A 17190-nucleotide genomic window follows, 5' to 3' on the forward strand; every position below is an offset into this window, starting at 1 on the left:
GAAGTTCGTGGTTTAATGTTCCGAACGCTTATCCTATAATGGTAGGAAGATTGAATTCTGTTAAATCGCTGCAGATGATCCAACGGGAAAGTATATGTCAGATAATAATCAGGCGCTGAAGGATGCGGGTTTAAAAGTAACCCTTCCGAGGCTAAAAATTCTAGAAGTACTTCAGCAGCCAGACTGCCAGCACATCAGTGCTGAAGATTTGTACAAAAAGTTGATTGATCTAGGTGAAGAAATTGGCCTAGCAACTGTTTACCGAGTTCTAAACCAGTTCGACGATGCTGGTATTGTAACTCGTCACCACTTTGAAGGTGGAAAGTCAGTCTTCGAATTATCGACTCAACATCACCACGACCACCTAGTGTGCCTAGACTGTGGTGAGGTAATTGAATTTTCTGACGATCTTATTGAAGAACGTCAAAAAGAGATTGCAGCTAAGTACAATGTCACACTAACAAACCACAGCTTATACTTGTACGGCAAGTGTAGCGATGGTGGTTGTAAAGACAATCCAGATGCACACAAACCAAAAAAATAAGGGTTTGTTAATTTAAAAAGTAAACGTCAGCACATGCTGGCGTTTTTTGTTTCTAGAAGTAAGTACCTTAGACGTCAGTACTTTGGTTACAGAACAAAAGCTACTAAACACCCATCTTTTTTATCCACAGTTTTGCACTTCTATATAGCACTCTGTGGGATTAGGTATAAAAAATGCCAGCGTTTGCTGGCATTTTTCATCACTCTCAGCATTAATTGAGATTATTGATTCTCAATTTTTGCCCAGGTATCACGTAAACCAACCGTGCGGTTGAATACTAGATTATCTGCTGAAGAGTCTTTCGAGTCTGCACAGAAGTAACCCATACGTTCAAACTGGTAACCTTTTTCTGCTTCTGCAGAAGCTAGGCTAGGCTCGACAAAGCCATTGATCACAACTAATGATTCAGGGTTGATAGTAGAAGCAAAATCTTCCGCTGCGCCTGGGTTTGGCACCGTAAATAAACGATCGTACAGACGAATTTCCGCAGGAAGAGCTTTATCTGCTGACACCCAATGAATAACGCCTTTCACTTTACGACCATCTGCTGGTTTTTTACCTAGCGTATCTGCATCATAAGAACAGAAGATAGTTGTGATGTTGCCTTCTGCATCTTTTTCAACGCGCTCCGCTTTGATCACGTAAGCACCACGTAAACGAACTTCTTTACCTAGCACTAAACGCTTGTACTTTTTGTTCGCTTCTTCACGGAAGTCTTCACGCTCAATCCACAATTCACGCGTGAATGGCACTTCACGCACGCCCATTTCTGGTTTATTTGGGTGGTTGGCAACTGTCAAGTTTTCTACTGCGCCTGCTTCAAAGTTTTCGATAACAACTTTAACAGGATCCAGTACAGCCATTGCACGCGGAGCGTTCTCGTTTAGGTCATCACGAATACAAGATTCTAATGAACTAAACTCGATCATATTTTCTTGCTTCGTTACACCAATACGCTTACAAAACTCACGAATAGATGCAGGTGTGAAGCCACGACGACGCAGACCTGAGACAGTCGGCATACGTGGATCATCCCAACCATTAACCAGTTTTTCAGTAACTAGCTGGTTAAGCTTACGCTTAGACATCACTGTGTATTCAAGGTTTAAACGACTGAACTCGTATTGATGTGGACGGCTTTCGATCGTGATGTTGTCTAGAACCCAATCGTACAGACGACGGTTATCCATGAATTCAAGCGTACAAATAGAGTGCGTAATGCCTTCTAATGCATCAGAAATACAGTGCGTAAAGTCGTACATTGGGTAAATGCACCACTTATCACCAGTTTGGTGGTGCGTAGCAAAACGCACTCGGTATAAAACTGGATCGCGCATGACCATGAATGAAGAACCCATGTCGATTTTAGCACGAAGACACGCTTTACCTTCTTCAAATTCACCAGCGCGCATTTTTTCAAACAACGCCAAGTTCTCTTCAACAGAACGGTCACGGTATGGACTTGGTTTACCTGGCGCCTTTAGTGTGCCGCGGTATTCACGAATTTGCTCTGGACTTAGCTCATCTACGTACGCTAAGCCTTTGTTAATCAATTCAATTGCATATTCGTAAAGCTTATCGAAGTAGTTTGATGAGTAACATACTTCACCACTCCACTCAAAGCCCAACCAGTTTACATCTTTCTTGATAGACTCAACGTATTCGATGTCTTCTTTTTCAGGGTTTGTATCGTCGAAACGCAGATTACATTGACCCTGGTAGTCCTGAGCAATACCGAAGTTCAAACAGATAGACTTAGCATGACCGATATGCAGGTAGCCATTTGGCTCCGGCGGGAATCGAGTATGCACGCTAGTGTGTTTACCATCCGCTAGATCTTTATCAATGATCTGGCGAATAAAGTTTGATGGACGAGCATCAGCTTCACTCATCTATAGCACCTCAAAAATATTAGTATTGTCAGAGAAAACGGAACCCTGTATCCAAGTATGGTTTCACAGAGTACATTGTTCCTAATGATCCACAATTCTAAGCAATTAGACAACAAGAACTCGCTCTAAAACGACAATATTTATCGAGTTAGCGTGAAAGCAAAGCAGATTCAAAGGGCCTAAACGAAAAAAGGCCTCCTGCGGAGGCCTTTTGCGATGTTGTAGTATCAATTGTTTGCAATACCAATAACAAACAATCACACCACTATTAAACAGTTAAGCTGGTAGCTGAACACCACTTAAGTCTTCATCTTTAGATACATTCTTCATCTCACCAGCAACAATCTCTGCTAGTGGACCAAGGATAACTTGTAGGTTGTTTGTACCTAGCTTCACAACTCCCATAGCTCCAAGATCTTTCAGAGTTTTCTCATTGATAACGCTCATATCTTTCACAGAAAGGCGCAAACGAGTAATACAGGCATCGATAGAACTTAGGTTGTCATGACCGCCAAGTGCTTTCAAGTACTGACGAGCAAGCTCTGAAGAATTGCTTGATCCAGCCACGTTAGATGAAGCTTCTTCATCATCTTCACGTCCCGGTGTTTTAAGGCCAAACTTAACAATCACGGTACGGAACACGAAGTAGTAAACCGCAAAGAAACCAAGACCTTGTACAATGAGCATGTACCAGTTTACCGCTAGCGGGTTACGAGTCGACAATACTAAGTCGACTAAACCAGCAGAGAAACCGAAACCTGCAATCCACTGCATTGATGCCGCGATATAAACTGATAGACCAGTCAGCGCTGCGTGAAGAATGTACAGTCCTGGAGCAAGGAACATGAATGCAAATTCAAGTGGTTCTGTTACACCTGTAAAGAATGAAGCAAACGCAGCTGCAATCATGATAGATGCCACTTTCTCTTTATTCTTTGATTTCGCAGTATGGTACATCGCTAGAGCAGCGCCTGGTAAACCAAACATCATGATTGGGAAGAAGCCCGCTTGGTACATCCCCGTAACACCTACCGTTGCCGTGCCTTCAGCTAATGATTTCGCACCGCCAAGGAAGTTTGGAATGTCATTAATACCAGCAACATCAAACCAGAACACTGAGTTTAGTGCATGGTGCAGACCAACAGGAATTAGAAGACGGTTGAAGAATGCGTAAACACCTGCACCTGCTTCACCCATACCTTGAATGCTTTCACCAAAACTTACCAGACCGCCGTAAACTGATGGCCAAACGTACATCAGGATGAACGCAATAACGATACCAGCAAAAGACGTTAGGATCGGTACAAGACGCTTGCCAGAGAAAAACGCCAGTGCTTTGTGCAGCTCTACGTGAGAAAAACGGTTGTACAACTCAGCAGAAACAATACCAACCAAGATACCGACGAACTGGTTATTGATTTTACCAAATGCAGCAGGTACTTCACTTGGGTCAATGCCTTGAATTTGTGATACTGCACCAGGGGCCAAAAGCGTTGTGACAACTAAGAAGCCCACGAAACCTGAAAGTGCAGCGGCGCCATCTTTGTCTTTAGACATTCCGTAAGCAACACCAACAGCGAACAATACTGACATATTGTCAATGATCGCTGCACCAGCTTTAATAAGAAATGCAGCAAGTGCACTGTTTGCGCCCCAGCCATTTGGGTCGATCCAGTAGCCAATACCCATGAGTATTGCTGCTGCAGGAAGTGTGGCAACCGGCACCATAAGCGCCTTACCCACCTTCTGGAAGTATCCGAGAATGTTCACCTTAAGTTCCCCCTATAGGATTAGATGTTATGTTGAATGACTTATTTCAGCCGTCCAATTTAGTCATCCTAAGTTTATGATATTAATTTTGCTCCGCAAATTAAAAGCTCACCGTTTGTGATCATAATCACCACAATTTGCCCTTTCGGAAGGTTTTTGCTAGCGAGATCATAAAACTTATTTTATTATACGAAAAAATGGCGTTTTAAAGATAATATTCTCGCACTTTATGCAAGGCAGAATCAGTGTTATTTTGGTATCTAGGCGGGTAAATCACTGTAACTTTGCTCTGAAAAAGAATCATAAAAAACCATACAATTATTACTTTTCAGTTAGTTACTATGACAATAACATCGATAAAACGCGACTTGCTGTATGTGACTCGTTATCTAATTCAGTGATACAAACTAAGTACCCATATGACTGAAGCAGTCTCTACTTAGATAACGATATAGAAATTGAATTCTCATCTATAAGGACTAGCTGACTATGTACGCGCTAAGTAACTGTAAAATTTATACCGGTAGTGATGTTCTTACCGATCATGCGGTCATCATCGAAAACGATCTTATTCAATCTATTGTGCCGGTTTCTGAGCTACCTCAAAGCATCGAAGTAAAAGACCTTGCAGGCGCTAATCTAAGTCCAGGCTTTATCGATCTGCAGTTGAACGGTTGTGGCGGTGTAATGCTAAACGATGCAATTACCCCTGAAACCATGCAAATCATGCACCAGGCAAACCTCAAATCTGGCTGTACTAGCTTCCTGCCAACACTCATTACGTCATCTGATGAAGATATGCGAACTGCAATTGCCGCAGCTCGTGAGTACCACAACAAGTATCAAAATCAATCGCTTGGTTTACACCTCGAAGGTCCTTACCTTAACGTCGCGAAAAAAGGCATCCATAACGTCGATTTTATTCGCCCATCAGACGAAAGCATGATCGACCTTATCTGCGCAAACGCCGATATCGTAGCGAAAGTAACACTAGCACCTGAGCATAACGACCCAGAGCATATTGCGCGATTAAAGGCTGCTGGCATCGTGGTTTCAATTGGCCACACAAATGCAACCTACGCCGAAGCACGTAAAAGCTTTGAAGCAGGCATTACTTTTGCTACACACCTCTTTAATGCAATGACACCAATGGTTGGTCGTGAACCAGGAGTTGTTGGTGCAATTTACGATACTCCTGACGTATATGCTGGCATTATTGCTGATGGTTTTCACGTCGACTACGCAAACATCCGAATTGCTCATAAAATCAAAGGTGAAAAGCTTGTTTTGGTGACGGATGCCACAGCTCCAGCAGGTGCTAACATTGATCACTTTATTTTTGTCGGTAAGAAAGTATATTACCGAGATGGTAAGTGTGTTGATGAAAATGGCACGCTAGGCGGCTCAGCTTTGACAATGATTGAAGCAGTTCAGAATTCAGTTGAGCACGCGGGGATCGCTTTAGACGAAGCTCTACGAATGGCCACGTTATACCCAGCAACAGCAATTGGTGTTGAGGATCGCCTTGGCCGAGTTCGAAAAGGGATGGTTGCAAACCTGACTATTTTCGATCGTGACTTTAAAGTAAAAGCGACGGTTGTTAACGGACAATACGAGCAAAATTAAGCATGAATGGCGGACAGATTGGTAATGTAGATTTAGTAAAACAGCTTAACAGCGCTGCGGTATATAGGCTGATTGATCAGCAAGGTCCTATCTCCCGTATTCAAGTCGCGGACGTGAGTCAGCTCGCGCCTGCTAGTGTTACCAAAATAACCCGCCAACTTTTAGAGCGCGGCCTTATTAAGGAGGTCGCCCAACAAGCTTCAACTGGTGGTCGTCGTGCGATCTCTTTGACTACTGAAGTCAAACCTTTTCATTCGATTGCCGTTCGCTTAGGTCGAGATTACGTACAGTTCAGTTTATACGATTTAGGTGGCACCGCGCTGGCAGAAGATCAGCATGAACTGCACTACACTAACCAAGCAGACTTAATCGCAGGACTTATCGATTTATTAAAAGATTTCGTAAGCCGTTGCGAAGACAAAATTGATCAACTCATCGCTATCGGCATCACTTTACCGGGCCTTGTTAACCCAACAACTGGCGTGGTCGAATACATGCCTAATACCGATATCGATAATCTTGCTCTCGGTGAAATTGTTGGAGAGAAGTTTAATACAGCATGCTTTGTTGGCAACGACGTACGTGGCATGGCGTTGGCTGAGCACTACTTTGGAGCAAGCCAAGACTGCCAGGATTCTATTTTGGTTAGCGTCCACCGCGGTACTGGCGCAGGTATTATCGTTAACGGCCAGGTTTTTCTTGGTTTTAACCGCAACGTCGGTGAAATTGGTCATATCCAAATTGACCCGCTTGGTGAGCAATGCCAATGTGGAAACTTTGGCTGTTTAGAAACCGTAGCTGCAAACCCAGCGATTATTCAACGAGTGAAGCAACTGATTACTCAAGGATACGAATCAAGCTTAACCGACCTTGAAAACATCACAATTGAAGCGGTATGTCAGCACGCAATGAATGGTGATGAACTTGCGAAACAGAGTTTAGTGCGAGTGGGCAACCAGCTAGGTAAAGCGATTGCGATTACGGTTAACTTATTTAATCCACAGAAAATTGTAATTGCTGGCGATATTACTGCAGCACAAGATATTGTTTTCCCTGCAATTCAACGCAACGTAGAGAATCAATCTCTTAAAACTTTCCATAACGACCTCCCTATCGTGGCTTCTCACATTGATAAGCAGCCAACGATGGGCGCATTTGCGATGATTAAACGCGCTATGCTAAACGGAGTTTTGTTACAAAAGTTACTGGAAGACTAAGTTTATACAACCAATTGAGTTACAATCTCGGGCTGCGTTTTCACAGCCCGTTTTTGTATATCAGGAATACAGCTCAACAGTATGGAAATTATTCTAATTACAGCCGCTTTTTTAGCTGGTTTTATTGCGCTTAAATGCAGCCTCCCTCCCCTCGTTGGTTTTCTACTAGCTGGATTTGGCTTGCATGCATTTGGTTACCAAAGCAATGACGTTATTGTCACTCTCGCAGATCTTGGTGTTACTCTTCTTCTGTTTACTATTGGACTCAAACTCGATGTAAAAACCCTGCTGTCCAAAGAAATATGGGGAGGTGCAACCGCCCACAACATACTCTCTACCGCTTTTTTTGCCCTAGCGTTATCCGGCTTAAAACTACTGGGCTTGACTTCGCTAGCCAGTATGGACGGCAGCCAAATCCTGCTCTTAGCTTTTGCACTATCGTTCTCTAGTACCGTTTTTGCCGTAAAAGCATTGCAAGAAAAAGGCGAAATGAACGCGACCTACGGCACACTCGCGATCGGTATCTTAGTTATGCAAGATATTTTTGCCGTAGTATTCCTGACTGCTTCAACCGGAAAAATCCCAGAATGGTATGCCATCGGTTTGTTCGCACTGCCTTTCCTTCGTCCCCTATTCTATAAGCTGCTCGATAAAGTTGGCCACGGCGAAATGCTGGTGCTGTTCGGTATTTTCTTCGCGCTTGTTATCGGTGCTGGACTATTCGAGTTGGTCGGGATGAAACCAGACTTGGGCGCGCTAATTTTAGGCATGCTACTCGCAGGTCACCCAAAAGCCTCAGAACTATCCAAGTCATTATTCAATATGAAGGAGCTCTTTTTAGTCTGCTTCTTTTTAAACATTGGTTTATCCGCCTCATTGAGCGTGAATGGCGTCGTTCTCGCCCTGCTATTTATCTTACTGCTACCAATCAAAGGACTCTTGTACTTCGTCACTATTAATCATTTTAAGTTTCGAGTACGTACCTCTTTGCTCGCCTCTTTATCACTATTTAACTACAGTGAGTTTGGTCTTATTGTTGCAGGGTTGGCCTATAAAATGGGCTGGATGCCAAGTGATATGCTTGCTGCGATTGCGGTTGCGGTGTCGGTATCCTTTGTAATTTCCGCGCCACTTAACCGCCTTAGCCATAAAATTTATCAACATTCAGGTAAGTGGCTGCAAGAGACAGCGGTAGAAAAGCTCAATCAACGCGACCAACTCATCAACCCAGGTCATGCCCAAGTATTGATCTTAGGTATGGGGCGTATTGGGACGGGCGCTTATGATGAGCTACGCTCACGCTATGGCAAAATTTCATTGGGTATAGAAATTCGTGAAGACGCTGCACATCATCATCGTTCAGAAGGAAGAAATGTTATTTCTGGTGATGCCACCGACCCGGATTTCTGGGAGCGAATTTTAGATACAGGTCATGTAAAACTGGTTCTGCTTGCAATGCCACATCATCAAGGTAACCAAACAGCACTTGAACAGCTTAAACGCAGAAAATATAAGGGGCAAATTGCCGCTATCGCCGAATACCCAGATCAATTGGAAGGCTTACTTGAAAATGGCGTTGACGCAGCATTCAATATATATAGTGAAGCTGGTAGCGGTTTTGCTCGACACGTCTGTAAACAACTTCAGCCTAAATTCACACCAATTAAATAAGCAACAGCACTGATATTTTTTGAAAGGCTTTCTATTGATAGAAAGCCTTTTTTGTATAGTTTTTATACCAAACCTTGATCTCATTCACCAAAACAACGGTTGAGTTAAATATTTTCCATACAACAAGGCCTTTTATCATTTTTTTAATCACAAAACGTTGCTTTTTTTATTAGTAATGGCAAATTTAAACCATACCGATTAGAAATTGTTTAGTTTAGTAAGGATGTAGTATGTGTTCAGTATTTGGCATTTTAGACATTAAAAGCGATGCAGCCGCATTGCGCCCTATCGCATTAGAGATGTCGAAAAAACTTCGTCACCGTGGCCCAGACTGGTCTGGGATTTACTCTTCAGAGCGTGCTATTTTAGCGCACGAGCGCTTGGCGATTGTTGGTCTAAATAGTGGTGCACAGCCGCTATACAGCCCTGATAAGAAGCTCATCCTTGCCGTCAATGGTGAAATCTACAACCATAAAGAAATTCGTGCTCGTTACGAAGGAAAGTACGAATTTCAAACCGATTCAGACTGTGAAGTCATTCTTGCACTTTACCAAGATATGGGGGCAGATCTCCTTGAAGAACTAAACGGTATTTTCGCTTTTGTGCTCTACGACGAAGAAAAAGATGAGTATTTAGTCGGCCGTGACCATATTGGTATTATCCCTCTTTATCAAGGTCACGATGAGCATGGTAACTACTATGTGGCATCAGAGATGAAGGCTCTTGTTCCAGTATGTAAAACAGTAAGTGAATTCCCTCCTGGTAGCTACTACAGCTCTAAAGATACTGAGCCAACACGTTACTATGTTCGTGACTGGAACGAGTACGCAGCAGTACAAGGTAACAGCACTAGCAAAGAAGAATTGACGGAAGCGCTAGAAGCGGCTGTTAAACGCCAACTAATGACTGACGTGCCTTACGGTGTGCTTCTTTCAGGTGGTCTAGATTCTTCTATTACATCTGCGGTAGCAAAACGCTTTGCAGCGATGCGTATTGAAGATGATGAAAAGTCTGAAGCTTGGTGGCCTCAACTGCACTCTTTTGCTGTTGGCCTAGAAGGCGCGCCTGACCTGAAAGCCGCTCGCGAAGTTGCCGACCAAATTGGTACCGTTCACCACGAAATGACGTACACGATTCAAGAAGGTTTGGACGCGATTCGTGACGTGATTTACCACATTGAAACGTATGACGTGACGACTATCCGCGCATCAACACCTATGTTCTTAATGGGTCGCAAGATCAAAGCGATGGGTATCAAGATGGTATTGTCTGGTGAGGGCGCTGACGAAATCTTTGGTGGCTACCTTTACTTCCACAAGGCGCCAAACGCGAAAGAGTTCCACGAGGAGACAGTGCGTAAACTGCTTGCTCTGAACATGTTCGACTGTGCTCGTGCTAACAAGTCGCTGGCAGCATGGGGAGTTGAAGGACGCGTACCTTTCCTAGATAAAGAGTTCATTGATGTAGCAATGCGCTTGAACCCAGCAGACAAGATGTGTGGCAACGGTAAAATGGAGAAACACATCCTTCGTGAGTGCTTCGAGCACTACCTGCCAGAATCGATCGCATGGCGTCAAAAAGAACAGTTCTCTGATGGCGTTGGCTACAGCTGGATCGATACGCTGAAAGAAGTAGCAGAACAGAAAGTGACAGACCAGCAGATGGAAACAGCTCAATATCGATTCCCATACAACACGCCAACGACAAAAGAAGGCTACGTGTACCGTGAAATCTTTGAAGAGTTATTCCCACTTCCATCAGCAGCAGAGTGTGTACCAGGAGGCCCTTCAGTAGCGTGTTCTTCAGCGAAGGCGATTGAATGGGATGAATCGTTCCAAAACTGTGTTGACCCATCAGGTCGTGCAGTACAGACCGTTCACAACGACTCATACTAATTCTCTACGATAAAGATAAGGGTCGGTTCGTCCAACCCTTTTAAAACAGACAGAAAATTAGATACGATCAAAAAGAGGTGCTTTTGCACCTCTTTTTATGTTTGATGGAATTAGGCTATTTTAAATCTAAATCACTATTGTCTATGCTGACAGGCACACGCTTGGTGATCATCTGAACTAGCATAATTGAGCGTTTCTCACCATCTTGTTCTTGGAAGATGGCATCTATGCCCGCAAATTGACCGCTTTTAACTCTAATTTGATCGCCTGGTTTTGGCATACATTCAGAAACGGTATTGTCATTACAACACTTTTCTAGCTGCATCAATTCGAAGACCAAGTCACCTTGAACTTCTTTCGGTTGAGCACCAAAACGCACAAAGTCAACAACACCTCGAGTAGAGCGGACTGAGGTGAAGTTTGGCCCTTGCTCATAATCAAAGTAAGCGAATACGTAACAAGGAAACAGCGGTTCCTCGACTTTTTGTCTTTTACCGCGCAAAATCTTCTCAACTTCTACAGTTGGATAAAAGCACTCTACACCTTGATTTTCAAGGTGTTGTTTCGCCCTAACCTGCTCCCCACGTTTACAATAAAGTAGATACCAACGTTTCATCTTTTTACTAGCCAATTCTATTTTGTTTTTATCCTAGCATTAAGCCAAAGTTGAGTCATTGATATTCAGTTTATCTATAAAAGTATGATTATACATCGCTCGCATTAACGACATTTTTCAGCAACTTACGACAAAGAAGTCCATAGGCAAAAATGGAAATTAAGTTTGTAACACAACCAATACACCATCATATAATCTGCAAATCCAATCAAAAACAGCCACTTAACAAACAAAAATAGTTGAATGGCAAAATTTTATTATTTGTCACTCGTTGAATTGCATTGTATACGTAGAAGTCGTTAAAAAATGTAATAACTATTATTAGAAGAGCTTATGTCAAACCAACATCAATATTTTGGTCATCCACGTGGCCTGTTCTTATTGTTCGGTACAGAACTGTGGGAACGCTTTTCTTACTACGCAATGCGTGCCATTCTCGTGCTTTACCTTACTGATACAACAATGAATGGCGGCCTTGGCTGGTCAACCAAAGACGCATTAGACCTATACGGCATATACACAGGGCTTGTGTATATCACGCCTCTTATCGGTGGTTACCTAGCAGATAACTATTTAGGTCAACGTCGCTCAATTTTGCTTGGTGGCGCGTTAATGGCCATCGGCCAGTTTACTCTTGCACTTCCTGCTGATGCTTTAGGTATTGGTTCGCTACACAGTTTCTATTTAGGTCTTGGCCTACTTATCACTGGTAACGGTCTCTTTAAGCCAAATATCTCAACCATGGTTGGCGACCTTTATCAAGAAGGTGACAACCGTCGTGACGGCGCATTCACTATCTTTTATATGGGTATCAACTTAGGTGCATTACTTGCCGGCGTCGTTTCTGGCTCTGTGACAACCTCTTACGGTTGGAAAGCTGGCTTTGTTGCCGCTGGTGTGGGTATGCTGGTTAGCCTAGTGATGCAAATGGTACTGGCTCAATCATGGCTTGGTGATATTGGTCGCGAACCAGCGGCGAAACGAGATCTAAACAACAAAAACGCCACCACGAAGCAGCCACTCACCAAAGAAGAAGTGAATCGACTAAAAGTAATTCTGGTCATGAGCTTATTCACTATTGTCTTCTGGGCAGGCTTTGAACAAGCTGGTGGTCTGATGAACATCTACACTCAACAATATACTGATCGCATGATTGGTGGTTTCGAAGTTCCTGCTGCGTGGTTCCAATCACTAAACCCATTTTTCATTATTACTCTAGCGCCAGTTCTGGCTGTCCTTTGGGTAAAATTGGGTAAACGTGAACCTACTTCGCCAGTGAAATTTGCGATGGCACTATTTTTCTTGGCGATTGGTTTCCTTTGTATGGTTGGCGCAGTGCTAGAACAAGGTGGAGATACAACAGTAAAAACATCGATGTTATGGTTGGTCGGCGCTTTCTTCTTCCACACATTAGGCGAGCTGTGTTTATCACCAATTGGTCTTTCATTGGTGACTAAATTAGCACCGCTTCGCTTAGCTTCACTTATGATGGGTGCATGGTTTGGCTGTAATGCGATTGCTAACTATGTTGCGGGCTATGTGGGCTCTCACGTAGGCGAGTTAGGCGCTATGGCTATCTTTAGTGGTATTGCGGTCAGCGCAACCGTAAGTGGCGTAATTTTGCTCCTATTCTCTAATACACTCGTTCGCTGGATGCATGGCGCTGAAAATACGCACAGCACGGCAGAGCAAGTAGAAGAGCAGCAAGTACAAGTTGCTTGATCTCTCAACTAAACGTAGAAAGGGTCGCTATTGCGACCCTTTTTTGTATCTAAAGTTTAGATTGAACTAACTCAACCATCATCTCGATATGAAGTTCACTATCGTTCAAACAAGGGATGTAGGTAAAGTTTTCGCCACCAGCTTCAAGGAAAATCTCTTTACACTCTTCCGAGATCTCTTCCAACGTCTCTAAACAATCTGACGAAAATGCAGGGGTCACAACATTAATATTTTTCACACCCTTTGCAGGAAGTGCCTCTAGGGTCTTATCGGTATAAGGTTGAAGCCACTCTTCTCTCCCAAATCGGGACTGATACGTCATGCCAATTTGTTGTTCGCTTAAACCTAACGCTTCCCCAAGCAAGCGAGTCGTCTCTTCACAATGCTGTGGGTAAACATCACCATTGTCAGCATAGCGTTTTGGAATACCATGATAAGAACACAGCAGGTAATCTCCCTGACCATTCTTTTGCCAATGTTCACGAACTGAATGCGCTAACGCTTCAATATATTTCGGGTGATTGTAATAATCACGAATAAAGCTAAAGCCTGGCATCACCGGCAGGTTTTTAAATGCTTTAGTGATTCCGTCAGAAACCGCTGCCGTTGTTGTGCCCGAGTATTGCGGATACAAAGGTAAAACAATGACTTCATCAACGCCTTGCGCCAATAGGGCTTCAAAGCCTGATTGCAAACTTGGGTTACCATACGTCATACCAAGCTCTACAGGTATATCAAGCTTTTGTGCTAACTTTTCCGTTTGGCGTTTAGAGTACACCATCAACGGCGAGCCCTCTTCCATCCATACTGATTGATAGAGTTTGGCAACTTTAGGAGCTCGGATAGGAAGGATAACGCCGTGCAATAGTGGACACCAAAGCCATCGAGTCATGTCTACCACTCGGTGATCATGAAGAAACTGACTTAAAAAGCGCTTTACGGCAGGAGCGGTTGGTGCGTCAGGAGTTCCCAGGTTAACTAGGAGTACACCCTGTTTATTATTCTCTTTCATAACATCCTATTCATGGTAAACGGCTTGGTTCATATATTTAAGTAACCTCGAAGTAACGAATAGCCGAGCTGAAGTTAATTAGATATATGTTTACGAGTAAACTAAAAAAAGCGACCACTTGGGCCGCTTTCAATATATCAAAATATTAAATTTTTGACTTCAGCAAATTAAGATAGTGCTTTCTCGATATCCGCACTAACTTCAGCTACTTGCTTAGTACCATCAAACTTAAGGTACTTAGTCTTGCCTGCTTCAGCTTCTTTGCCGTAGTAGTTGATTAGCGGCGCAGTTTGCTCGTGGTAAACACCTAGACGAGCACGTACTGTTTCTTCTTTGTCGTCATCACGAACAACAAGATCTTCACCAGTTACATCATCTTTACCTTCCACTTTAGGCGGGTTGTAAACCACGTGGTAAGTACGACCAGAAGGAAGGTGAGCACGACGACCAGCCATACGCTCAACAATCACATCGTCTGCAACGTCAAATTCGATAACGTAGTCTACGTCTACGCCCATTTCTTTTAGGCCGTCAGCTTGAGGGATAGTACGTGGGAAACCATCTAGTAGGAAACCGTTTGCACAGTCTTCTTGAGCGATACGCTCTTTGATAAGACCAAGGATGATTTCATCAGAAACTAGCTGACCAGCGTCAATAACAGCTTTAGCTTGTTTACCAAGCTCTGTACCTGCTTTGATAGCAGCACGAAGCATATCACCAGTAGAGATTTGTGGAATACCGTATTTTTCCATGATGAAGTTTGCTTGTGTGCCTTTACCTGCACCTGGAGCACCTAGAAGAATGATGCGCATGATTTATCCTCTTTAATATTTAAGATTTATACCGAAGCTCACAATAGCTGACCTCTTAGACATCAAACCTGAGAAGCACCTGCAACGATAAGTTTCGGTATAACGTATATAGGCGAGCAAAAATACACGCCTTATTACTCACATTCAAGTCGCAGATTCTATCACAGGTTCTCTGAGCAAAGAGTGTATTAAGACTAAAGAATGTTAACAGTACCCTCTTTCACGCCCTATTGATTATTAACTCAGCACTTGAGATGCAAAATTTTGCGACAACAAACAAAAAGCTCGCGAAATGCGAGCTTTTTGATTTGCAGAGGTTATTACACCTTAGTCAAAAGTTGATTAACGGCTCCTAAGAACTCTGTTGGATCCTCAATAGAGCCTCGCTCCGCTAGCATTGCCTGACCAAGCAGAACTTCAACCCAGCGACCAAACGCTTCTTCATCGGCTTCGTCAGCCATACGCTTAACCAATTCGTGCTCAGGGTTTAGCTCAAAGATGTATTTCACTTCCGGCACAGCTTGACCAGCTGCCGCAAGAAGCTTCGCCATTTGAGTGCCCATTTCGTAATCGTCCGTTACCACAACAGCAGGCGTAGATGCGAGTTTGAAGGTCGTACGAACTTCTTTCACACGATCGCCTAGGTAAGACTTCGTGCGCTCTACAACCGACTTGAACTCTTCTTCGGTTTCTTTTTGCTTCTCTTTTTCTGCTTCATCTTCAAACTGACTTAGATCAAGCCCAGCTTTAGTGATTGACTGGAACTGTTTACCATCAAACTCAGTTAAGTAGTTCATCAGCCACTCATCAATGCGGTCGTACATCAAGATAACTTCAATGCCTTTCGCTTTGAACTGTTCTAAGTGAGGGCTGTTTTTCGCAGCTGCATAGCTGTCTGCCGTCAAGTAGTAGATCTTATCTTGACCTTCTTTCATGCGCTCAACGTAAGACGCCAAGCCCACAGTTTGCTCAGAAGAGTCCACTTCAGTTGAAGCAAAGCGCAATAAACCTGCAACTTTCTCTTTGTTTGCAAAGTCCTCCGCAGGGCCCTCTTTCATCACAAGACCAAACTCTTTCCAGAATGATTGGTATTTCTCTTCGTCATTCTTGGCCATACGCTCGAGCATCGTTAGCACGCGCTTAGTACAAGCATTACGTAGAGACTGAGTCACTTTATTGTCTTGTAAGATCTCACGCGATACGTTTAGCGGTAAATCGTTTGAGTCTATTAAACCACGTACGAAGCGTAAGTATGACGGCATAAATTGCTCTGCATCGTCCATAATGAATACGCGCTGTACGTAAAGTTTCAAGCCTGATTTGTGGTCGCGGTTCATCATATCCCAAGGTGCTTTCGATGGGATGTATAGTAAGCTCGTGTAGTCGTTTTTACCTTCTACACGGTTATGACTCCAGACCAATGGATCGGCAAAGTCATGTGATACGTGCTTGTAGAACTCTTGATACTCTTCTTCTGAAATGTCAGATTTGTTACGCGTCCACAGTGCTTGGGCTTTGTTGATTTGCTCCCACTTCTTCTCATCCGTTTCCTTGCCTTCGTCATCACGAACAACAGTTTGGATTGAAACAGGAATGCCGATGTGATCAGAGTACTTACTGATAACGTCACGTAGACGCCACTCATTCAAAAACTCTTTACCCTCTTCACGCATATGAAGAATGATGTCGGTACCACGTGACTCTTTGGTAATGTTTTCGATGGTGTACTCACCTTCACCCGCTGAGTACCATTGTACCGCTTCATCAGCGGCTAGACCCGCAGCGCGAGTGCGCACGGTAACGGCGTCAGCAACGATAAATGCCGAGTAGAAACCAACACCAAACTGACCAATAAGCTGAGAGTCTTTGCTCTGCTCTTCAGATAGCTTTGAGAAAAACTCGGCTGTTCCAGATTTTGCGATTGTTCCTAAGTGCTCAATCACATCATCACGGCTCATACCGATACCGTTATCAGAAATGGTTAAGGTATTTGCGCTTTCATCAAACGACAGTTTCACGCAAAGGTCTGCATTACCTTCGTATAGATCTGGGTTAGATAACGCCTGAAAGCGCAGTTTGTCTGATGCATCTGATGCGTTAGAGATCAGCTCGCGCAAAAAGATCTCTTTATTTGAATAAAGAGAATGGATCATTAAATGCAGTAGTTGTTTTACTTCTGATTGAAAACCACGAGTTTCTTTATTTTGAGATACGGTTTCGCTCATGTGTGCTCCATAACATCTAAACTAATTGGCTTTTTCATAGGGACAAGTTTGTGACTTTCCCCTTGAAATCACCTTACCGAGATGTCATTTAACATGTGGCTGACAAATGTAAATTCAAGGTCAATATTGCTAAAAACGGTGTTTTTTTAGAAAATTTTAATTATCCTACCCGTCTAAAAGCATCTAAA

General features: G+C 43.3%; 12 protein-coding genes. 6 read left to right on the plus strand and 6 right to left on the minus strand.

From position 1 onward, the window contains the following. Positions 1–94 precede the first annotated feature (94 nt). On the plus strand, positions 95–544 hold the full coding sequence (fcrX, locus tag R7Q48_RS11120) for a ferric iron uptake transcriptional regulator FcrX (protein ID WP_005382141.1): 450 nt from the start codon (positions 95–97) through the stop codon (positions 542–544). 221 nt (positions 545–765) lie between these two features. Here fcrX and glnS read toward each other — a convergent pair whose 3' ends face one another. Together glnS and nagE are read right to left on the minus strand one after the other, a co-directional pair. Beyond that, entirely contained in the window at positions 766–2436 is a 1671-nt protein-coding gene (gene glnS / locus R7Q48_RS11125; protein ID WP_238966642.1) for a glutamine--tRNA ligase, read from the minus strand. A gap of 276 nt (positions 2437–2712) precedes the next feature. Then, positions 2713–4206, minus strand: a complete 1494-nt coding sequence (nagE, locus tag R7Q48_RS11130) for an N-acetylglucosamine-specific PTS transporter subunit IIBC (protein WP_256903179.1) — start codon at positions 4204–4206, stop codon at positions 2713–2715. Positions 4207–4695: 489 nt separating this feature from the next. On the opposite strand from nagE, the gene nagA reads away from it, so the two are divergent. The 4 genes from nagA (at position 4696) to asnB (ending at position 10615) form a co-directional block, all read left to right on the plus strand. Then, positions 4696–5832 carry an N-acetylglucosamine-6-phosphate deacetylase gene (nagA, locus tag R7Q48_RS11135; protein WP_005384983.1) on the plus strand — a complete coding sequence of 379 codons (1137 nt, stop codon included), beginning with the start codon at positions 4696–4698 and terminating at the stop codon, positions 5830–5832. 2 nt (positions 5833–5834) lie between these two features. Then, a complete protein-coding gene (nagC, locus tag R7Q48_RS11140) occupies positions 5835–7049 on the plus strand; it encodes a DNA-binding transcriptional regulator NagC (RefSeq protein WP_005382105.1) in 1215 nt (404 codons plus the stop codon). 81 nt (positions 7050–7130) lie between these two features. After that, positions 7131–8720 (plus strand): cation:proton antiporter family protein, encoded by a 1590-nt coding sequence (locus tag R7Q48_RS11145; RefSeq protein WP_033906917.1) that lies wholly within the window; start codon positions 7131–7133, stop codon positions 8718–8720. Between the two features lie 230 nt (positions 8721–8950). Continuing rightward, positions 8951–10615 carry an asparagine synthase B gene (gene asnB / locus R7Q48_RS11150; protein WP_005384979.1) on the plus strand — a complete coding sequence of 555 codons (1665 nt, stop codon included), beginning with the start codon at positions 8951–8953 and terminating at the stop codon, positions 10613–10615. 115 nt (positions 10616–10730) lie between these two features. On the opposite strand, the gene rfaH is transcribed toward asnB, so the two are convergent. Continuing rightward, positions 10731–11231 (minus strand): transcription/translation regulatory transformer protein RfaH, encoded by a 501-nt coding sequence (gene rfaH / locus R7Q48_RS11155; RefSeq protein ID WP_005382098.1) that lies wholly within the window; start codon positions 11229–11231, stop codon positions 10731–10733. A 333-nt stretch (positions 11232–11564) separates the two neighbouring features. On the opposite strand from rfaH, the gene R7Q48_RS11160 reads away from it, so the two are divergent. Beyond that, on the plus strand, positions 11565–12953 hold the full coding sequence (locus R7Q48_RS11160) for a peptide MFS transporter (protein WP_005382097.1): 1389 nt from the start codon (positions 11565–11567) through the stop codon (positions 12951–12953). A 49-nt stretch (positions 12954–13002) separates the two neighbouring features. Here the strand turns inward: R7Q48_RS11160 and hemH are convergent, their stop codons facing one another. From hemH to htpG, 3 genes are all read right to left on the minus strand, one after another. Beyond that, positions 13003–13965, minus strand: a complete 963-nt coding sequence (hemH, locus tag R7Q48_RS11165) for a ferrochelatase (protein ID WP_017819956.1) — start codon at positions 13963–13965, stop codon at positions 13003–13005. Between the two features lie 167 nt (positions 13966–14132). Then, a complete protein-coding gene (gene adk, locus R7Q48_RS11170; protein WP_005382094.1) occupies positions 14133–14777 on the minus strand; it encodes an adenylate kinase in 645 nt (214 codons plus the stop codon). Positions 14778–15097: 320 nt separating this feature from the next. Next, positions 15098–17002: a molecular chaperone HtpG gene (htpG, locus tag R7Q48_RS11175; protein WP_256903180.1), complete on the minus strand. Its 1905-nt coding sequence runs from the start codon at positions 17000–17002 to the stop codon at positions 15098–15100. Between the last annotated feature and the right edge of the window lie 188 nt (positions 17003–17190).

Source organism: Vibrio sp. 378 (genome assembly GCF_033339435.1).